The 18,115-nt window shown below is 66.8% G+C and carries 18 protein-coding genes and 1 tRNA gene; 10 read left to right on the plus strand and 9 right to left on the minus strand.

Annotated elements, in window-relative coordinates:
• Positions 1-313: hypothetical protein (locus VNE62_09070; protein HVE92431.1), on the plus strand; the 313-nt coding region annotated here is incomplete at its 5' end.
• Positions 314-329: 16 nt separating this feature from the next.
• Here the strand turns inward: VNE62_09070 and VNE62_09075 are convergent.
• Both VNE62_09075 and VNE62_09080 read right to left on the minus strand, forming a co-directional pair.
• A complete protein-coding gene (locus VNE62_09075; GenBank protein HVE92432.1) occupies positions 330-1,214 on the minus strand; it encodes a VOC family protein in 885 nt (294 codons plus the stop codon).
• A gap of 44 nt (positions 1,215-1,258) precedes the next feature.
• Positions 1,259-1,570: a MarR family transcriptional regulator gene (locus tag VNE62_09080; protein ID HVE92433.1), complete on the minus strand. Its 312-nt coding sequence runs from the start codon at positions 1,568-1,570 to the stop codon at positions 1,259-1,261.
• A 145-nt stretch (positions 1,571-1,715) separates the two neighbouring features.
• Between VNE62_09080 and VNE62_09085 the strand changes: the two genes are divergently transcribed.
• The 4 genes from VNE62_09085 to VNE62_09100 all read left to right on the plus strand — a co-directional run bounded on the left by VNE62_09085 (position 1,716) and on the right by VNE62_09100 (position 5,262).
• Positions 1,716-3,344: a hypothetical protein gene (locus tag VNE62_09085; protein ID HVE92434.1), complete on the plus strand. Its 1,629-nt coding sequence runs from the start codon at positions 1,716-1,718 to the stop codon at positions 3,342-3,344.
• Between the two features lie 93 nt (positions 3,345-3,437).
• Positions 3,438-3,917, plus strand: coding sequence for a hypothetical protein (locus VNE62_09090; protein ID HVE92435.1), 480 nt, complete (start codon positions 3,438-3,440; stop codon positions 3,915-3,917).
• A 170-nt stretch (positions 3,918-4,087) separates the two neighbouring features.
• Positions 4,088-4,483, plus strand: coding sequence for a VOC family protein (locus VNE62_09095; GenBank protein ID HVE92436.1), 396 nt, complete (start codon positions 4,088-4,090; stop codon positions 4,481-4,483).
• Between the two features lie 212 nt (positions 4,484-4,695).
• Positions 4,696-5,262, plus strand: coding sequence for a hypothetical protein (locus VNE62_09100; protein ID HVE92437.1), 567 nt, complete (start codon positions 4,696-4,698; stop codon positions 5,260-5,262).
• 200 nt (positions 5,263-5,462) lie between these two features.
• On the opposite strand, the gene VNE62_09105 is transcribed toward VNE62_09100, so the two are convergent.
• The 5 genes from VNE62_09105 to VNE62_09125 all read right to left on the minus strand — a co-directional run bounded on the left by VNE62_09105 (position 5,463) and on the right by VNE62_09125 (position 8,782).
• Positions 5,463-6,098, minus strand: coding sequence for a chloramphenicol phosphotransferase (locus VNE62_09105; GenBank protein ID HVE92438.1), 636 nt, complete (start codon positions 6,096-6,098; stop codon positions 5,463-5,465).
• A 169-nt stretch (positions 6,099-6,267) separates the two neighbouring features.
• Positions 6,268-6,341, minus strand: a tRNA-Val gene (locus VNE62_09110).
• A gap of 29 nt (positions 6,342-6,370) precedes the next feature.
• The gene (locus VNE62_09115; GenBank protein HVE92439.1) at positions 6,371-7,132 is read right to left on the minus strand and encodes a hypothetical protein; all 762 of its coding nucleotides are present in this window, start codon (positions 7,130-7,132) and stop codon (positions 6,371-6,373) included.
• Between the two features lie 84 nt (positions 7,133-7,216).
• Complete coding sequence (locus VNE62_09120; protein ID HVE92440.1) at positions 7,217-7,471, minus strand: hypothetical protein; 255 nt, start codon at positions 7,469-7,471, stop codon at positions 7,217-7,219.
• A 69-nt stretch (positions 7,472-7,540) separates the two neighbouring features.
• Positions 7,541-8,782, minus strand: coding sequence for a replication-associated recombination protein A (locus tag VNE62_09125; GenBank protein ID HVE92441.1), 1,242 nt, complete (start codon positions 8,780-8,782; stop codon positions 7,541-7,543).
• Between the two features lie 72 nt (positions 8,783-8,854).
• Between VNE62_09125 and VNE62_09130 the strand changes: the two genes are divergently transcribed.
• The 4 genes from VNE62_09130 (at position 8,855) to VNE62_09145 (ending at position 14,105) form a co-directional block, all read left to right on the plus strand.
• Positions 8,855-10,186 carry a hypothetical protein gene (locus VNE62_09130; protein ID HVE92442.1) on the plus strand — a complete coding sequence of 444 codons (1,332 nt, stop codon included), beginning with the start codon at positions 8,855-8,857 and terminating at the stop codon, positions 10,184-10,186.
• Positions 10,187-10,208: 22 nt separating this feature from the next.
• Complete coding sequence (locus VNE62_09135) at positions 10,209-11,510, plus strand: hypothetical protein (GenBank protein HVE92443.1); 1,302 nt, start codon at positions 10,209-10,211, stop codon at positions 11,508-11,510.
• A gap of 18 nt (positions 11,511-11,528) precedes the next feature.
• The gene (locus VNE62_09140; GenBank protein HVE92444.1) at positions 11,529-12,296 is read left to right on the plus strand and encodes a LamG domain-containing protein; all 768 of its coding nucleotides are present in this window, start codon (positions 11,529-11,531) and stop codon (positions 12,294-12,296) included.
• Positions 12,297-12,890: 594 nt separating this feature from the next.
• Positions 12,891-14,105: a PP2C family protein-serine/threonine phosphatase gene (locus VNE62_09145; GenBank protein ID HVE92445.1), complete on the plus strand. Its 1,215-nt coding sequence runs from the start codon at positions 12,891-12,893 to the stop codon at positions 14,103-14,105.
• A gap of 37 nt (positions 14,106-14,142) precedes the next feature.
• Here VNE62_09145 and sppA read toward each other — a convergent pair whose 3' ends face one another.
• Both sppA and aspS read right to left on the minus strand, forming a co-directional pair.
• Complete coding sequence (sppA, locus tag VNE62_09150; protein HVE92446.1) at positions 14,143-15,123, minus strand: signal peptide peptidase SppA; 981 nt, start codon at positions 15,121-15,123, stop codon at positions 14,143-14,145.
• On the minus strand, positions 15,120-16,868 hold the full coding sequence (gene aspS / locus VNE62_09155) for an aspartate--tRNA ligase (GenBank protein HVE92447.1): 1,749 nt from the start codon (positions 16,866-16,868) through the stop codon (positions 15,120-15,122). Before aspS ends, sppA begins: the two co-directional genes overlap by 4 nt.
• A 62-nt stretch (positions 16,869-16,930) precedes the next feature.
• Between aspS and hisS the strand changes: the two genes are divergently transcribed.
• A partial coding sequence (gene hisS, locus VNE62_09160; GenBank protein HVE92448.1) for a histidine--tRNA ligase occupies positions 16,931-18,115 on the plus strand: 1,185 nt, incomplete at its 3' end.

Genomic DNA, 18,115 nt, shown 5'->3' on the forward strand with positions numbered 1-18,115 from the left:
GTCCGCGGACGCCGGGGCGACCTGGACGTCATCGACTCTCGAGCCGGCGTTCCCGCTCGCCTGGATCTCCGACACCACCCAGGGACGGATGGTCGGCGACTACATCTCCGCCTCGTTCCTGGCAAACGGACGCGTTCTGCCGATCTGGTCGCACGCGTACGCCCCGCAGGGAACGGACTTCGACCAGGGCATGGAGTCGATCCTCGGGGGCCTGTCTATTCCTCCCACGTCGGGCACACCCGCGGAAGCGGGACGCGCCCTCGCGGACGGACCCGCCGATCGGACCCCGGCGGCGCCCCCCACCCTGAAGTAGTCCTGCACCGGGACGGCTACACCCCCGCGTATGCCTCCTCGAGCTTGGCGAGGTCGAACTTCTTCATGGTCAGAAAGGCCTGGGTCACACGCGCCCGCGTGGCTTCGTCGGACTCCTGCATCATTCTGTCCATGGCCGCCGGCACGACCTGCCAGGACACGCCGTACCTGTCCTTCAGCCACCCGCACTGCTCGGCTTCCGGAACGGCCGAGAGCCTGTCCCAGAAGAAATCGATCTCTTCCTGAGTGTCGCAGCTGACCATCAACGACACAGCCTCATTGAAGCCGAAGTCGTGGACGCGGCCGCCGTCCATCGCAGAGAACTTCGCGCCGGACAGCGTGAAGCTGGCGTACTTCACGGTTCCTTCCTCTCCGGGCTGCTCGTCGGGCCCGAAGCGGACGATCGGGTCGTCCACGGACCCGCCGAAGACCGACGTGTAGAGGCCCATAGCCTCCTCGGCCTTGCCGCAGACGTCGCCAACGAACATGAGCGACGGAACGATCTTCTGCGTGAACGGCTGGTCGCCCACGTGCATGAGCTGCCACGAGAGACCGAAGCGGTCTGCGACCCAGCCGTACCTCTGGCTCCACGGGTAGGAGTCCAGGGGCATCATCGCGAAGCCTCCCTCCGACAGCTCCTTCCACAGCCGGTCCACCTCGTCGGTGGAGGCGCACAAGATCGTGAAGGAGATGGACGGGTTGAACTTGAACAGCGGTCCGGCGTTGATCGACATGAACCTCTGCCCGGCCAGCACGAACGGGACCACATCGGCGTCGCCCGAAGGTGTGTCACGCAGCGTCGTCACCTGCCCGACCTCGGATTGCTCGAACAACGAGGTGTAAAAGTCCGCGGCCTCGCGGGCCTGTGTGTCAAACCACAGGTGGGGAGTGATCTTCTGCATCGGTCCTCCGTTTTTCGTGACGCCGGAAACGCAGCGACGTCAGGCTAACGAACGAAGGGGCCGCTTGAGAGTCGCCCCGCCTGGACCCCACCCAGGAGGTCGATCACCTCGCCCACCGTCCGCTCCCGAAGGATCGACTCGCGAAGCGGCACATGGGGCTGAACGTGGTACCGGTTGCGGCGTCCGTCCTTCTCCTTCACCACGTAGCCCCCCTCGGTGAGATCCGAGACGATGCCGAAGGCGGTTCGCTCGGTGATGTCCAGCGCAGCTGCGATGTCACGCAGGCGGGCGTCCGCGTGCTGGGCCAGGAACAGAAGGGCTAGTGCGTGGTTGGTGAGGAATTTCCACTGGGGCATAAACCATTGTAGCATAATACTAGTATTGTATTTCAATCATTACCCTGACGATCGCTGCACGGCGACGATGTGGGCGGCCCGTTGTTCGGGAGGAAGTGTCGGCTGGGCGGCGAAGGAATCCCGAGCCTGGCATTGGGAGGTACCGATGAGCCCTGTATGGACCAAGTGGGTCGCTGCGGCGGCCCTGTCGTGCGTGATGACAGCGAGCATCGCGGCTCCGACCAGCGCGGCTCATCCTGCGCCTGAACTCCTTTCGGTCGACGACCTTGACGCGGACGGGCGCGACGACGTCCTCGTCATGCAGTCCTCGCCCAATTGGGATCCCAACCACCTCATGGATCTAAATCTGAGGGCCATAAACGGCGGGAATGGCGCCACCATGTGGAGCGCCCACCTCGACTACGGCCGGTTCGTGCCCTTCCATCTCACCGGCCTGGGCAGTGTCGTCCTCGAGGTGGACAGCCGGCCGTTGCCCGACGGTCAGCAGTTCGAGATCCGCAGGCTGCGACTTCTGCGCGGCGGCGACGGCAGCGTGCTCTGGGACGTCCCCAGTGCCGTGCTCAAATCGAAGATCCACGTCGACGGCTGGATCCTGGCACAGGAATCGCGGAACACCAGCTCCAACGTCGTGATTGCGGCAGCTCCCATGCCCGATGCAAACGGCGACGGTCTCGACGACGTCCTCATCACCACCCACACTGAAACCGACGGCTCGCTGCCGTATGACCGCCCGTTGTCGACGCGGCACGGAATCACCCTCGACGGTACGAGCGGGTCGGTCGTCGGCGTCGTCACAGCACCGCCCGACAACCGCCGAAACGAGTCGGTCCACCCCGATCAGAGGGCAGCCGGACAACCGCGCATATTTCCGTCGCCGGATCTGGACGGCGATGGCCTCGGCGACGTGATCAGCTACGGCGAGTCGCCTACCGGCCCGCGGCTGACCGCGTGGCCCGCAACGGGCAGTCGGCCGTTCTGGACGGTCGCCGCCGCCGGAGCCGGCCTGACGGTTTCGCTCGCGGACCTGTCCGGCGACGGCTTGTGCGATGTCGCCCTCGATGGCTGGCTGCCGGCCCCCCCCGGAGACATCGTCAGATATGGTCCGCAGACAGCCGTGTGGTACGACGGACGCAACGGCGCGCTATTGCACGAGTGGACCGCGCCGGAGTTCTCCGTGCAGCGGAGATACGCGCTCATCGGCGATGCGGACGGACGCTCCGGCGCTGACGTCCGGTATCTCGAGAAGGACGGGCGGGAGTGGCCTTCCACGTCATCCGTCGAGGTGATCCGCGGGGACGGCAGCTCGATCTGGCAACGCAGTGAGGTCGACGAACGGATCGAAGGCCTGGCCGACCATGACCTGGGCGGTGACCGCGTGATGGACGCCATCGCAGTCCGGTACACGTGGACCGGCATCGACTATCTGAAGGAGTTTGCCGCTCTGTCGGGCACGGACGGCACTGAGCTGTGGGCCACGTCCGAAGAGACCGCTCCGTTCCGGCGGTTGGAGCTGCCGAGAGCGGCGTGGTCTCCGGCCCGGGCGGGAGATGCGAACGGCGACGGCGCCGGTGACGTGATCTCCGGGGACAGGACCAGCGGCACGGCGGCCAAGATCCGCAGCGGCCTCGACCTGGCCCCCGTAGCTGAGCTTCCGGGTGAGCAAGGCGACATCTACGCCGGGCAACTCGACGGCGACAGCGGCCACGAGGTTGTCGTGGCGTCCGGATCCGGATTCGCCGCGTTCGACGGGCCCCGGTTGCTCTGGCGAGCCTAACCCCGCGCCAGACGATCGCTGCGTCAGGGCTGCCCTCCAGTCGAGGCGGGGCAGGGCGCAGGAGATCCGCCGTCGCGCGTCGAACATCGGGACGTGAAACGCATCACGCTGGGCCTCACCCTCGCGGCGCTGCTCGCCTGCGTGCCAACTCCCGCCGTGGCCGATGACTGCCCCGCCGGCTCGACCTGCCAGACGCAGACCGTCGTCTACACGGGCGGCGGACGCGATGCGTTCGCCTGCGCCCCGGCCCCCGGCTTGCCCGCCTTCAACGGTGCCTGCTTCTCCGTCGGGCCCGGTGCGTCGCGCGTGGCGGTCAAGGCTCGCCCCGGAGTCGGTTCGCCGGACGCCACCTCGTACATCATCAACGTAGAGATGCGAAGCGCTTCCGGCGAACTGCTGGCCTCGGGACCCTGGTGCGGGGACATGTCTGCTGCCGTGCCGGCGGGAACGGTGGAGGTCCGTGCCTGGTACTGGGACGCGGCAACCGACCTGCGCGGCCCCTGTCCGCCTGATCTGCAGTCGCGCTATATCCCGTTGTCGCAGATCAGCGCCGTCGTCTCGTACGGCCCCTGATCCGACGACCTCCCCGCCGTCGTCCTACCGCCGCCGGTCTGCCCAATCGCAGACGGACGGCGGCCGCGTAACCTGTGGAGCGTCCTGAACGCCTCATCGAGCGACCGGTGGCGATCGGGTGCCTAGTCGTTTGGTCACCACCTACCGCCGCATGGACCCGGAGAGCCGGAATGCTTCATCACATCGAGCTCTACGTCAGTGACCTGAAGCGCGCCATCGAGTTCTGGACCCCATTCATGGCCAGGCTTGGCTACGAAGCCGATCCGTGGCCGGGAGGAATGAACTACGTCAGCGGCGAGTCTGCTCCGTACTTGTGCCTCGTTGAGGCGTCCAAGACCTACTCTCCCGCCGGTTACCACAGGAAGCGCGTGGGCCTGAATCACCTCGCCTTCAAAGCGACGTCCCGTCAACAGGTCGACGACATCAGGGACTGGGTCAAGCAGGCGGGGTACACGCTGCTGTACGACGACCGTTATCCGTACGCGACAGCGCCCCGTTACTACGCTCTCTACTGTGAGGATCCCGATCGCATCAAGCTGGAGGTGGTCGCGCCTGGCGATGCCTGAGCGTCCAAGGAATTGAACCTCGACATCGTCCGTGTTCTCGAATCGGGGCATCTTGTGTTCACCTCCTCCGAGGCGAAACTAGATGCCCCCTTCCTTTCCCCAAGGAACCCGGGGGCTAGTGCCGCGGCCGGGACGCTACTCGTTTCCGACCAAATGAAGGAATCACCGGCTCTGGGTCGAAACAGTTCCAGAGCCGACTGGAGGTGGCGAACTTGATTCGCCAGGTGTGGATCCACAGCCAGAAAGTGAGGTTCTCCTTGTTTAGATCCTCCTCACGACCCGCGCGAAAGCCCATCGCGCTCGCTCTTGTGCTCCTCTTCGTCACTCCTTTCTCGCCCGCGCGGGCCTCAGAGGAGGTCGAAATCACGATGTCGTTTTTCCGCTACTGCCGGGAAGACGTCTGCACGCCCGACCAGTTCGCCTACGTAAAGACCGAGCCTCCCGGACCGACGCTTCCACCGCCCGCGGACAACCCACGCGGAATCGTAGACGTGCGTCCGGGGGACAGGATCGTATGGACCTACGACGATCCCCTATGCGACTTCAACGACGGCCCCGGCGGAGGCCCTTCCCCCATCCTCTGCCCAGGTCACAACGTCATCTTCGAGGACGGAAGCGTCACGTCGCCGCTCATGCGGGCGCGAGCGAATCCTCAAGACACCTTCTCGTGGACCGTCCCGACCACGGCAACGCCTGGAACTAAGATCCGGTACTACTGCGAGCCTCTTGAGATACCTCACTACCAGGCGGGAATGACAGGCATTCTGCAAATCGTATGAGTCGGTTCCGACTCGTCCGGAGAATCGAACCTCCACATCCATTTGCGACGGACGCGCTCGCAATTGAGCTAGAAACCCGTAGCGATGGCTCCCGACTCTGCTCGCAACCTCTCTACTGTGAGGACCCCGATCGCATCAAGCTCGAGGTGGTCCCGCCGGGCGGATGGCGCGTGCTCACGCCGCTGACCTGGGTTTCGGGCTCACGGCCTCGCCGCGATCTGCTCGAACGCCGACCCTGGCGGCCCTTCCTCCAGCCGCCGCCGGATGGCGGAGGCGATCTCAGCGGGCGACGAGCTGGACGTGTCGACCTCGAGGTCGTAGGCCCGCTGAGCGTGGACGGTCTCTTGGCCGGCCTCGACGGCCGCTACTACGTCCGCGGTGACGCTCTGCGGCGTCTGACCCCAGGTGGCCTCCCGTCGTGCCCAGATGACGTCCAGCGGGCAGCGGACGCCGACGAACAGCACGGGCAGGTCTGCCAGCCGTCGAGCGCAATCGGTGAGGATCCCGCGCGGCCGGGTGTACGTCTCGTGGTGGCCGACGTCGGCGACGACGTTGAGGCCGAGGCGGGCGTGGGCCGCGATCGACTCGTAGAGGGCCGCGAACATCAACGGGACGGAATTCTCAAGCTCGGCGGGCGGGACCCGGCCCTCGACCGGCGGATACGTCCCACCCGGGCGGAGGCCGACGCCGGGGCGGTACCGCGGTGGCGTGCAGGCGATGTGGGCGTCCATGCCGAGGTTCATCCAGATGCCGGGGAAGGTCGCCTGGATGGCTTCGGCGATGGTGGACTTGCCCGACCGTGAGGCGCCGTTGAGGATCACGATCTGGCGGTTCACGGGTCCACGCTAGCCCTCGAACGCCGCTGAACAGGACGGCTCGAGCATCATCACGCTCCCTAATTCGAGGGCCTCTACGTCCAGGACCGGAGGATCACGGTCGTGAAGTACCGCGAGCCCATCGACGTCCTGCTCTCGAAGAGAAACGCAGGTTTGAGTAAGACAACTCTGGTGGGCGTCCGAGGAATTGAACCTCGACATCGTCCGTGTAAGGGACGCGCTCTGCCATTGAGCTAGACGCCCGAAGCCAAGAGGCCGGCCCGCGCGCGACGTCAGCAGGACGAGCGACGCACGTACTGTGAGATCGGCATCTTCACCACGTTAGCGCCCCGGGCCCCCGTGAGCGGCCTGCGGAAGACCTCCTCGAGGCCCAGGACGTTGAGGTTGCTCACGCAGTGCAGATCGGTGCCGTCGGCTCCGGGCGAGTGAGGGTAGGACCCGTTCATCGGGTCGTGCTTGTCGCCGTCGGGGCCGTCCACATGACCCGGGACGTGCTCGAGGCCGAGGCAGTGCCCGTACTCCTGCGCGTTGACGTTGAACATGTCCTCGTAGCTGAAGCTCGTCACGAACAACTTGGAGTTGTTCACGATGCACGGCCTGCTCGACACAGCCACGCCAAGAACCGAGCCCTTGTTCTCGTCAGTGACGATCACGACCTCCGGGGAAGTGAGCGCGGCCTGCGGAACGTTGTCTCGGCCCAGGACGTAGACGTTGGTCTTGAGGCCATTTCGAAGCGTCTGCGAGCCGTACAGGTTCACCGCGGTGTGGAAGTCGGCGACCGAGTTCTCGATCGCGGCCAGGTAGGAGGTCGTCAGCGGGTTGAGCTCGCCGGGGTCGAGGCGGTTCAGCACCCCGTTGCGCGCGTTGTAGATCTGCCCGTGGTTGGGCGGGACGATCAGGACGTCGAGGGCCGCCTTTTCCCACTGAAACCAGAGGGGCTGCTCAAAGGACCTGCTTTCGTGTGAGGCCCCCGCCGGAGCAGGCGCGAATCCCAGAAACAGCACCAACGCGAAGAGCATGCGTGGCAGGCGCAAGCGCATCCGATCGCCCTTCCTGTTTATGGGGTGGTGGATGTAGATTCCCCGCCCCACCCGCTTTTCCTGCCCGGGCGGCTCGCCTCAGTCGCTTTGGCCGTTGCTCGCGAGAGTCGAGCGCAGCTCGCGCTCCCGTTCCTGCATCGCCGTCCGGCTCTCCTTCAAAGCTGTGCGGAGGCGCTGACCGAGCTCCAGCCCCTTCTCGTATGCCTTGGACGAACCCTGCTTCGCGATCACCGCCGGCTGGGGACGCAGCGACCTCGCGCGCTCCCGCGTCCAGAGGTAGGCCCAGACGCCGAGGATGGCACCGATCGACATCCATCTGATGCGCTTGAACATGTCTATCGCTCCTTTCTGAGCTTCTGGAACGCTCTGGCGGCTCCCGCCGCCCGAACACAGCCCGGGCCGTCAGTCGCCGGGCTCGTAGTATCGCCGACCCCCGGTTTCCGCCGGTCGATACTCCTGCTCGACCTCGCCCCCGGGATAGTCGTGCGGGTACTTGTAGCCCTTGCCGTGGCCCAGGCGGCGGGCCCCCGGGTAGCTCGCGTCTCGCAGGTGGGCGGGGACCTCCGCCGCCACCTCCCGGACGTGAGCCCGGGCCGCCCCGATGGCACGCGTCACGGCGTTGGACTTCGGTGCCAGCGAGAGATAAATGACCCCCTGCGCGAGGTTCAGCTGGGCCTCCGGAAGCCCGACGTGCTCGAGCGCGTGGGCCGCGGCAACCGCAACCACCAGGGCCTGGGGGTCGGCCAGGCCGATGTCCTCGGAGGCCAAGATGATCATCCGCCTGGCGATGAACCTGGCGTCCTCCCCGGCCTCCAGCATCTCCGCGAGGTACCACAGGGCGGCATCGGGGTCCGACCCGCGCATCGACTTGATGAAGGCAGAGATGACGTCGTAGTGGCGGTCGCCCTTTTTGTCATAGCGGACAACCCGTTTCTCCATGGCCGCCTTGGCGTCGTCCAGAACTATGCGGCCGTCGCCACGGGCCAGGGACTTCTCGGCCCCCGCCTCCAGAGCGTTCAACGCGACCCGGGCATCCCCACCGCAGGTCGTGGCGACCCATTTGATGGCCTCGTCGTCCGCCTCGACGTCCTTCAGGCCCCTTTCCGGCTCGGCCATCGCCCGGCGCAGGATCGACCTGATGTCGTCGGAGGTCAGTGGCTCCAGACGGAACAGAAGCGAGCGTGAGACCAGCGGCGAGTTCACCTCGAAGAACGGGTTCTCGGTCGTCGCCCCGATGAGGACGATCACGCCGTCCTCGACCGCTCCCAGGAGCGCGTCCTGCTGCGACCGGTTGAACCGGTGGATCTCGTCTATGAAAAGCACCGTCCGGCCCTGCATGCGCGCCTTCTCTATCACCTTGCGCACGTCGGCCACGCCGGACGAAACCGCTGAAAGCTTCTCGACGGGTGCCGACGTCCGAGCGGCCACGATGTGGGCGATCGTCGTCTTGCCGGTGCCGGGAGGGCCCCACAGGATCGCCGACCGCAGTTCGTCGCGGTCGATCAGGGCCCGCAGCATGGTCCCCTCCCCTACGACATGCTGCTGACCTGCCAGCTCCTCAAGCGTCCTGGGCCGCATCCGGACGGCCAGGGGCGCCTCGGGGTCGAACAGCGTGGGGGCCCGGTCGTCGTTCACTGCGCTCACTAATACCACCGGCCGGGGCCGGTGCCCGAAAGCCCCGCTCAAAGGAGGGAAAGGGCCCTCCACCGAGAACCCTTGCGACGTCGGACGACCGGAAAGGCCACCTTGTACCGCAGAGGCATCATCAGCGTGGTTGCGTGCCTTGCCATCGCCTGCGCCGCGAGCGCCACGGCAGCGGGCCGGCGGACGGCCCCGGTGATGGACCGGCCGGCCCCCGGGACGGCTGCTCTGGAGGCGTCCGGACTCGAGCACGTCGCGAACATCCCCTACGGCGGCTTTACCACGGCAGACCTGGGAGGCGGCAGCGACATCGAGTTCGCCACCATCGGAGGCCGCGACTACGCGTTCCTGGGCCGGATCCTGAAGCCCGTGGTGGTGGTGGACATCACCGACCCCCGGGAGCCACGGCGAGTGGCCGAGGTCCCCTGCTCGCTGTACCAGAACGACCTGCAGATCCGGGGAACGACTCTTGTAATGGCGGCCGACGACTACGGGCAGAACACGTGTCAGCTGAACGGCCGCAACTCGCACCTGCTGAAGGGCGGCTTCGCCACCGCTGACATCTCCGACCCTCTCAACCCCCGCGTCCTGGCGACCGTCCCCGTCAAATGGGGGAACCACAACCACACGCTGCACCCGACCCGTCCCCTGCTGTACGTGTCGAACTCCGACCTGGCGTTCCCCGAAACCTTGTACATCCCGCCTACGGAGGTTCCGCTGAGTGCCTCCATCGAGATCTGGGACCTCTCAACCCCTGCCGCCCCGGCTCGGGTGAAGGAGTGGGTGTACGCCCCCGGCAGCTCACCCCACGACATCACGTTCAACGCCTCGGGCACGCGTGCCTACGCCGCCTCGATCGACCACACCGACATCATCGACACGACCGATCCCGTCAACCCGGTACTGGTGCAGGCGATCGTCCACCCTGAGATCCATATCTCCCACCAGGCAGACCCGACTCCGGACGGAAAGCGTCTGCTGGTCTCCGACGAGGTCGGCGGGGGCAGGATCTCGCCGGTGTGTCCCGGCGGCGGAATCCACGTCTACGACATCTCCAACGAGGTGGCACCGGTGAAGATGGGGGTCTTCTGGCCCGACGACCTCGGCCCCAAGGGAGGCAGCTGCACGGCTCACGTCTTCCGAATCAACCCCGACGGAAAAACGATGGCCGTCGGCTGGTACGGCGCCGGCGTGCATGTGCTGGACATCTCGTCGCTTCTGCAGGTCAACGCGGCGGGCGTGGGAGCCATGACCAACCTGGGCGTGCGCCCTCTGGGGTCGAACAAGCAGCCGCTGGCCAGCACGTGGGCCGCGAAGATGTGGCAGGAGCGGCACCCGGGCTACGTGTTCGCCAACGACATCAGCCGGGGGTTCGACGTCTTCTACCTGCCCTCGCTCGGGCAGTAGGTTACGAAGGACAGGGAATCGCGTGTACCGCAGAAGCGTCATCAGCATCGTCGCCTGCCTGGCGATAGCGCTTGCCGCGAGCGCCACAGCAGCAGGCCGTCGGCCTCCGGTGCTGGACCAGCCCGCTCCGGGGACATCCGCACTGCAGGCGTCCGGTCTCGAGCACGTGGCCAACGTCCGTTACGACGGCGAGATGACGCTCGCTCGCGGAGGCGGGAGCGACATCGAGTTCACGACCATCGAGGGACGCGACTACGCCTTCCTCGGTCGGCTCCTCAAGCCCGTGGTCGTGGTGGACATCACCAATCCGAGCCGGCCGGAGCCTGTGGCTGAGATCCCCTGCTCCCTGTACCAAAACGACCTGCAGATTCAAGGTACGACCCTGGTTATGGCGGCCGACGACGGTGGGGTGGGGTCGTGCGTGGTCGACGGCCTCAGCCGGCCGATGGGCCGGGGGGGCTTCGCGACCGCCGACATCTCGGACCCGCTGCGCCCGAGGGTCCTGGCCACGGCCACCGCTTCCTGGGGCGCGCACAACATCACGCTTCACCCCAGGCGTCCGTTGCTGTACGTGTCCAGCGCAGATCTCGAGAACCCGGTCACGGGAACCACCCCCGGCACCGACTCCGTAGGTCTTCGAGCGTCCATCGACATCTGGGACGTCTCCGACGCCAGCTCCCCCACCAAAGTGAAGAGCTGGCAGTACGGCCCAGGGTTGTCGCCTCACGACATCACCTTCAACGCCTCGGGCACTCGCGCCTACGCGGCCTCAGTCAACCACACCGACATCATCGACACGACCGATGCGCACAACCCCTCACTCGTGCAGATGATCGTTCACCCGGAGATCCAGATCTCGCACCAGGCCGACCCGACGCCGGACGGCCGGCACCTGCTGATTTCCGACGAGGTCGGCGGCGGCCTCTTCTCGCCTGCGTGCCCGGGCGGGGGCATCCACGTCTACGACATCTCGCACGAGATCGCGCCGGTCAAGGTCGGAGTCTTCTGGCTCGACAACGTCGGGTACGAGGGGACCAGTTGCACGGCCCACGTCTTCAGGATCAACCCCGACGGGAAGACGATGGCGGCCGCCTGGTACAACGCCGGCGTCCACGTCTTCGACATCTCGTCCCTCGCCGGCCTCAGCGCCGCCGGTGCCGGAAGCGTCACGAACCTGGGAGTGAGGACCCTCGGCTCGAACAAGCAGCCGAACGCCAACACCTGGGCGGCAAAGATGTGGCAGGAGCGGCATCCCGGCTACGTGTTCGCGAACGACATCCGCCGGGGCTTCGACGTCTTCCACCTGCCGTCGCTCGGACAGTAGCGCCGTAAGGGGATCGGTATGCACAGAATCGCGGTGGGGCTCGTTATCGCGGTCTTGTACTCGGCGGGAGCTCCCGGCAGTGCCGCGGCCCTCCCTTCCGGCTGCCAGGCAGCGACACTAGCAACCGTCCACCTCTACCTGGCCTCGGGCGACGGGTGTGACTCAATCGGAGGAACGCACGGGACGCTTAGTGGTGAGGCCACGTTCGCCGGACCGGCACCAATCCAGGCGTTCGACCTCAATGGGTCCACGGCTTTCGTCGATCTGGGAAATACCGCCTTCACGCCATCTCGAGGCAGCCTCACCGTCGCGGCCTGGGTGCGGACGCGTCCGTTGCAGAGGTCGACGCCTCCCGCATACCTGCAGCAGGCGGCCATAGTTACGAAATGGGGACAGTCCCCCTCGACGGATTCCTATGGGTTGTGGTTGGGGAACATCGAAGGCACTTATAAGGTCTTCGGCGCGATCGGCGACGGTACGTCCGCTGTAACCCGGCCTTTCACGGCCGACGGCATCCGTCCAAATGTATGGGCGCACGTCGCACTGACCTACGACGCGACATCAGGCGTCCAGCGTCTCTTCGTCAACGGCGTGGCAGCCGCGACTGACACTCGCCCGGCCGGCGTTTTCCTTTCGGCCAAGCGCACTCTGATCGGCCGTGAGGATTCCTTCAAGCCGCGTCCCTTCAATGGGCAGATCGACGATGTCCTCATCACGGATCAGGCGTTGTCTTCGGAGGTCATCCTGGCGGCGTACGTCGCCGGGCTCCCGCTGCACGTCGGCTGAAGGACCGCATCGGGAGGGGCCGCTGCCTGCAACGGCACGCGGTCACTTTCTTCGCCAACGACATCAGCCCCGGCGTCGACGTCTTCTACATCACTACTGGCGCAGGGTCGTCGGGAGCATCACCAGCTGTGGTGAACACAAGAGCGGCAACGGCGACGGTTTTTCCGTGACCGCGTCGACCAGACTTACTCGTGGAGTCTGTCTGCGGCTCCTCGAATCAAAGCGTCGGCGAGGACACTGAGCTCGTGTTGCGCACCCATAGACACATGCGTGAGCGTGCGAGAGCCCGTACCGGATTGAGTTCCTCGCCTCCCCTCTGTTGGACCGAGGTGCCCGAGACCTGCGCACGCTCTGGCGCCAGCGGCGTCGCTGGCGACGCGGCCTCCGTGAGAGCTCTGGCGACACCGACGCATGATCGGAAATGAGCCGGGCCGGCGATGCCACCTCGTAGCGTGGCGTCCGGTTTTGTGAAGATCAGGGCGCGCCTCGGCTTTCCTTCGGGCGTGGCCTGTGCTGTTGTCTCTTCGTGTGTACCGGTAGACAAAGGGCATAAGACTGGGTTATGACGAGCCAGTGCATTTAGACCTCGGGGTCTTGCTAGCGGCGGCTGAGGACGCGGCTCCCGTCGACGCCGTCGACGCCTTCGCCGAGCACCTCTTGCACGCCCTGGGTGCGACCGAGGTCTCGTTCCTGATCGCCGACTTCTCGGGTGGTGCCGCTCTCATGCGCCTCGGCCACACCAGCCGCCGCTCCGCGGGCGATGGACGCGCCGCGGGCGACGGACGCGAGACGGCCGAGCGGGTGATGCTTGCGGGAAGCCCACACGAGCAGGCGCTTCAATCCCAGACTGTGATCGTCGAAAAGGGCGACATGACGCGGCTGTTCGCTCCAGTGACCAACCGCGGCGAGGCTATCGGCATACTGGAGCTCGTCGTCCCCGATGCTCCGGACGACACGGTCCTGGCCGCTGTCTCGCAGGCGGCCCACACCTTGGCCTATGTTGTCATCGCCAACCGCCGCTTCACCGACCTGTTCGAGTGGGGCCGGCGCTCAGTCAAGCTGTCTCTGGCCGCGGAGATCCAACACAGTCTGCTTCCAGGGACCTACGTCTGCGAGGCCGGGCAGTTCACCCTCGCCGCCTGGCTCGAACCGGCTGGCGAGATCGCCGGCGACACCTTCGACTTCTCGATGGAACGGGATGTCCTCCACCTATCGATGACCGACGCGATGGGTCACGAGGTCCAAGCGGCCGTGCTGGCGACCGTGCTCGTCAGCGCCTTGAGAAACGCGCGCCGTGGCGGAGGAACCCTCGGCGACCAGGTCCGCGTAGCCAACGAGCTCCTCTGTCCACACCTGAGCCGGGAAGAGTTCGTCACCGGACAGGTGGTCCGCATCGATCTCAGGCGCGAGACAGCGATCATCGTCAACGCCGGCCACCCTCCACCGATGAGGCTGCGTAACGGACAAGTCCAGACCGTCGAGCTCGAAGTCGACCCTCCGTTCGGGATCAGCGTCGAGCAGGAGTATCGGGTCCAGGAGTTCCCGCTCACCCCCGGGGACCGGTTGATCTTCTTGAGCGACGGGATGCTGGAACGCAACGCCGCCCCCGTGGACATCGATGCCCTGCTCTTGCAAGGCGCCGACCTTCATCCCCGAGAAGCGGTACAGCATCTTGTCCGCACCGTCGTCGAGTCCACGGTGGGTCCGCTCAAGGATGACGCCACCGTATTCTGCCTGGACTGGCATGGGGGGCCCGAGAGGGAGCGGGCGACCAAGGCGGGCTCAAACCAGCCGGAGTCCCGGGACTAGCTGTAGTTCCCACGACGGCTGGTCGGCGGTCCCGTGCCTAGGGGACGTACATGTACTTCAGGCCGAATCCGACCACGCCCAGCTCCCGCTTGGCCTCCTCGACCGGGGACTTCCCGAAAGGCGAGAACAGGTCCCCCAGTCCGGCAGTGGCGCGGTACTCCACGAGCGTCGCCTCGTCGGGCTCCAGCTTCGCCCGCCTGAGCGCGATCCGGTAGGCGCCTCGCAGGTCGGCGAAGTCGTCGATGAGCCCGTTGTCCTTGGCCTGCTTGCCCGAGTAGACCCTGCCGTCGGCCAGCGTCCGGACCTGCTCGGCCGACAGGTTGTCGCGGCCGGCGTCCACCGCCGTCACGAACTGCTCGTAGGACTCGTCGATCAGCTTCTGGAACAGGGCCTGCTCCTCGGGAGCCAGGTCCTTGAACGGAGACCCGGCGTCCTTCATGGCGCCCGACTTGATCGTCGTCTGCTTGACCCCCAGCTTCTCCGCCGTCCCCTCGAAGTTCGGCAGCGTCATGATCACGCCGATCGAGCCGGTGATCGTGGCCGGGTTGGCCAGGATCGTGTTGGTGGCGGCGGCAAGGTAGTAGCCGCCGGACGTGGCCATGGCCCCCATCAGCCCGATGACCGGCTTCTCACCGGCCGTCCTCACGATCTGCTTGTAGATGTCATCGGAGGCCACGACCTCTCCGCCGGGCGTTTCCAGACGCAGGATGACCGCAGCGACGTCGTCATCGTCGGTGGCCTGGCGCAGTTGGCTGATGATGTCGTCGGATCCGGCAGACGACCCGGACGCAAGACCGCCGCCGGACGACTCGCCGCCGGTGATCACACCCGACACCCGGATCACGGCGACCTTTTCGGTGCCGTCGCCTTGGATCTTGCGCTCGCTCCAGTCCGGGGCGTCCGGACCTCCCCCGCCGAAGCTCGCCAGCGCAACGAGGCCGGCCACGCCCATCGCGAACATCGTCAGTACCCACAGGGCGACGGCGCCGCCGATCACGAGCTTGCTGCGCGGGTTCACTTCTTGTCCTCCACGAGTCGGATCCCGAGCTCCCGCAGCTGTACCTGCTCCACGGGCGACGGCGCGCCGGACATCAGGTCGGTGCCCGACTGCGTCTTCGGGAACGCGATGACGTCACGGATGGACGTCCCACCGGTGAGCGTCATCGCGATGCGGTCGATCCCGATCCCGACCCCCCCGTGAGGCGGGGCTCCGTAGGCGAGAGCGTCCAGGAAGAACCCGAACCTCTCACGGGCCTGCTCGTCGGACAGTCCCATGCGCCGGAAGATCTGAGCCTGGACCTCCGGGCGGTTGATCCGGATCGACCCGGACAGCATCTCCTCACCGGTGAGGACCAGGTCGTACTGCTGGGACCGGCACGCACCGGGGTCGCTTTCGATCAGGTGCGCGGTGTCCGGAGAGGGATTGGAGAAGGCGTTGTGGGCCGGGTCCCAGCGCTTTTCGTCGTCGTTGTACTCGAACAGCGGGTAGTCCACGATCCACACGAAGTTCCAGTCCGGCGGGTCGGAGGCGTTGCGGACGTGCCCGGCGGCCTGGGCCATCTCGAGCCGCAGGGAGCCGAGCACCTTCGACGCCGTCAGCGGCTCGTCGGCCACCATCAGGGCGAGGTCCCCGGTCTGCAGCTCCAGGGTTTTGCTGATGCCGTCCAGCTCCTGCTCGGACAGGAACTTGGCGACCGGTGAACGCAGCTCGGCCTCCTCGCGCACCATCCACACCAGCCCGGCGGCCCCCAACTGCTTGGCCCGGTCGATCAGCGCCTCCATCTCCTTTCGGGACGCCCCTCCGGCGCCCGGCACCCTCAAGCCCCGGATGGACTTGGCGCTGGCGAACGCGTTGAATCCGGTTCCCGTGAAAAGGTGCGTGAGCTCCACGACCTCCGGTCCGACGCGGAAGTCGGGCTTGTCGTTGCCGAAGCGGTCCATCGACTCGTCAAAGGGCAGGCGCGGGAACGGGGCGGTCAGCTCGTGTCCCAGGCACTCGCGCCACACCGCCTGCATCATTCCCTCGATGACCGTCAGGACGTCGTCGCGCTCTACGAAGGACATCTCCAGGTCCAGCTGCGTGTGCTCGGGCTGGCGGTTGCCGCGCAGGTCCTCGTCGCGAAGGCAGCGCGCGACCTGGTAGTACCGCTCGATCCCCGACACCATCAGCGTCTGCTTGAGGATCTGCGGCGACTGCAGCAGCGCGTAGAAGCTGCCACGCTGAAGCCGGCTGGGGACCAGAAAGTCGCGCGCCCCCTCGGGGCTGGACTTGCCCAGCAGCGGCGTCTCGATCTCCAAAAACCCCAGGGAGTCCAGGTAGCGCCGCATGGTGGTGATGGCGAGGGCGCGGGTCCGCAGCGCGTGCAGCATCTTCGGACGGCGCAGGTCCAGGTACCGGTACTTGAGCCGCGTGGACTCCTCGGCCGCCACGTCGTCCTCGACCTTGAACGGAAGGGCCGGTGCGGGGGCCAGGACCTCCAGCGTCGCCGCCGCGACCTCCACCTCGCCCGTCGGCAGGTTGGGGTTCTGCGTCCCTGACGGACGCGGCCGGACCTGTCCCGTCACCCGGACGCACCACTCGTCGCGCAGCCGGTGCGCCTCGGGCATGTCGCCGCAGACGACCTGAACCACGCCGGACGAGTCACGGACGTCCAGGAACAGCACGCCGCCGTGGTCGCGGTGGGCGGCCACCCAGCCCGCGAGCTCCACAGTCGTCGCATCGTGGTCACGGCGAAGCTCGCCGCAGCCGTGGGTCTTGAGCAACGTCCCCTCCTGCTTTCGCGACCGCCGCGTGGCGGACCGGTCGCTGAGGATATCGTGACGCGATGCCGTTCAGCGCCCTGCCTGGCTTCCGCGACTTCTACCCGGACGACATGGCCGTCCGCAACCACATCTTCGCGGTGTGGCGAGACGTCGCGCGCAGGTACGGCTTCGAGGAGGTGGACGGACCGCCGCTGGAGAGCCTGGACCTGTTCGTGGCGAAGTCCGGACCCGAGATCGTCCAGCAGCTGTACGCCTTCACGGACAAGGGCGACCGCCAGGTCGCCCTGCGCGCGGAGATGACGCCGACGCTCGCGCGCATGGCCGGCGCCCGCGCCGGGGGGCTGCGCAAGCCGATCAAGTGGTTCTCGGTCCCCCAGCTATTCCGCTACGAACGGGCGCAGCGCGGACGCCTGCGGGAGCACTTCCAGCTGAACATGGACATCATCGGGGAGCCGGGCATCGGCGCCGACGCCGAGCTCCTGGCGGCGGCCCTGGACGTCGTGCGCTCCTTTGGACTCGGCCCCCGGGACGTGATCGCCCGCGTGTCGAGCCGCGGGCTGCTGGCGGCGCTGCTGACGGGGGCCGGCGTGGACGACGAACGCCTGCCGCTGGTCTACAACCTCATCGACAAGCTGGAACGGGAGGGAGCCGGCAAAGTCGCGGACCGCCTGCGCTCCGACGCGCAGCTGGATCCCAAGGTGGTGGACGCGGTCCTGGAGCCGTTCGCCCAGCCGGACCTGGAGGGCGCGCGTGCCGCCGTCCGCACCGACGAGGCGGGGGCCGAGCTGCAGGCGGTCGAGGACCTGTTCGCCCGGCTGCGCGCCATGGGGATGGACGAGTTCCTCCGTTTCGACCTGTCGATAGTGCGCGGCCTCGCGTACTACACCGGCATCGTGTGGGAGCTGTTCGACGTCGCCGGCGAGCTTCGCGCCGTCGCCGGGGGCGGACGCTACGACCGCCTGCTGGCCCACCTCACGGACGTGGACCTGCCGGCCCTGGGCTTCGGCATGGGGGACGTCGTCCTGCGCGAGCTGCTGTCCGACAAGGGGCTGCTCCCCTCAACGGACAGGACCATGGACTTCTTCGTGGTGGCGGTGTCCGAGGACCAGCGGGAGGCCGTGCTGTCCCTGGTCTCCCGGCTGCGGGGGTCCGGACGGTCTGTGGACTACTCGCTGTCCGGAGGCGGTGTGGGCAAGCAGTTCAAGGCCGCGTCGGCCGCGGGCGCCACTCGCGTGGTCGTGATCGGA

The sequence above is a fragment of the Actinomycetota bacterium genome (genome assembly GCA_035536535.1).
Taxonomy (GTDB): Bacteria; Actinomycetota; JAICYB01; order JAICYB01; family JAICYB01; genus DATLNZ01.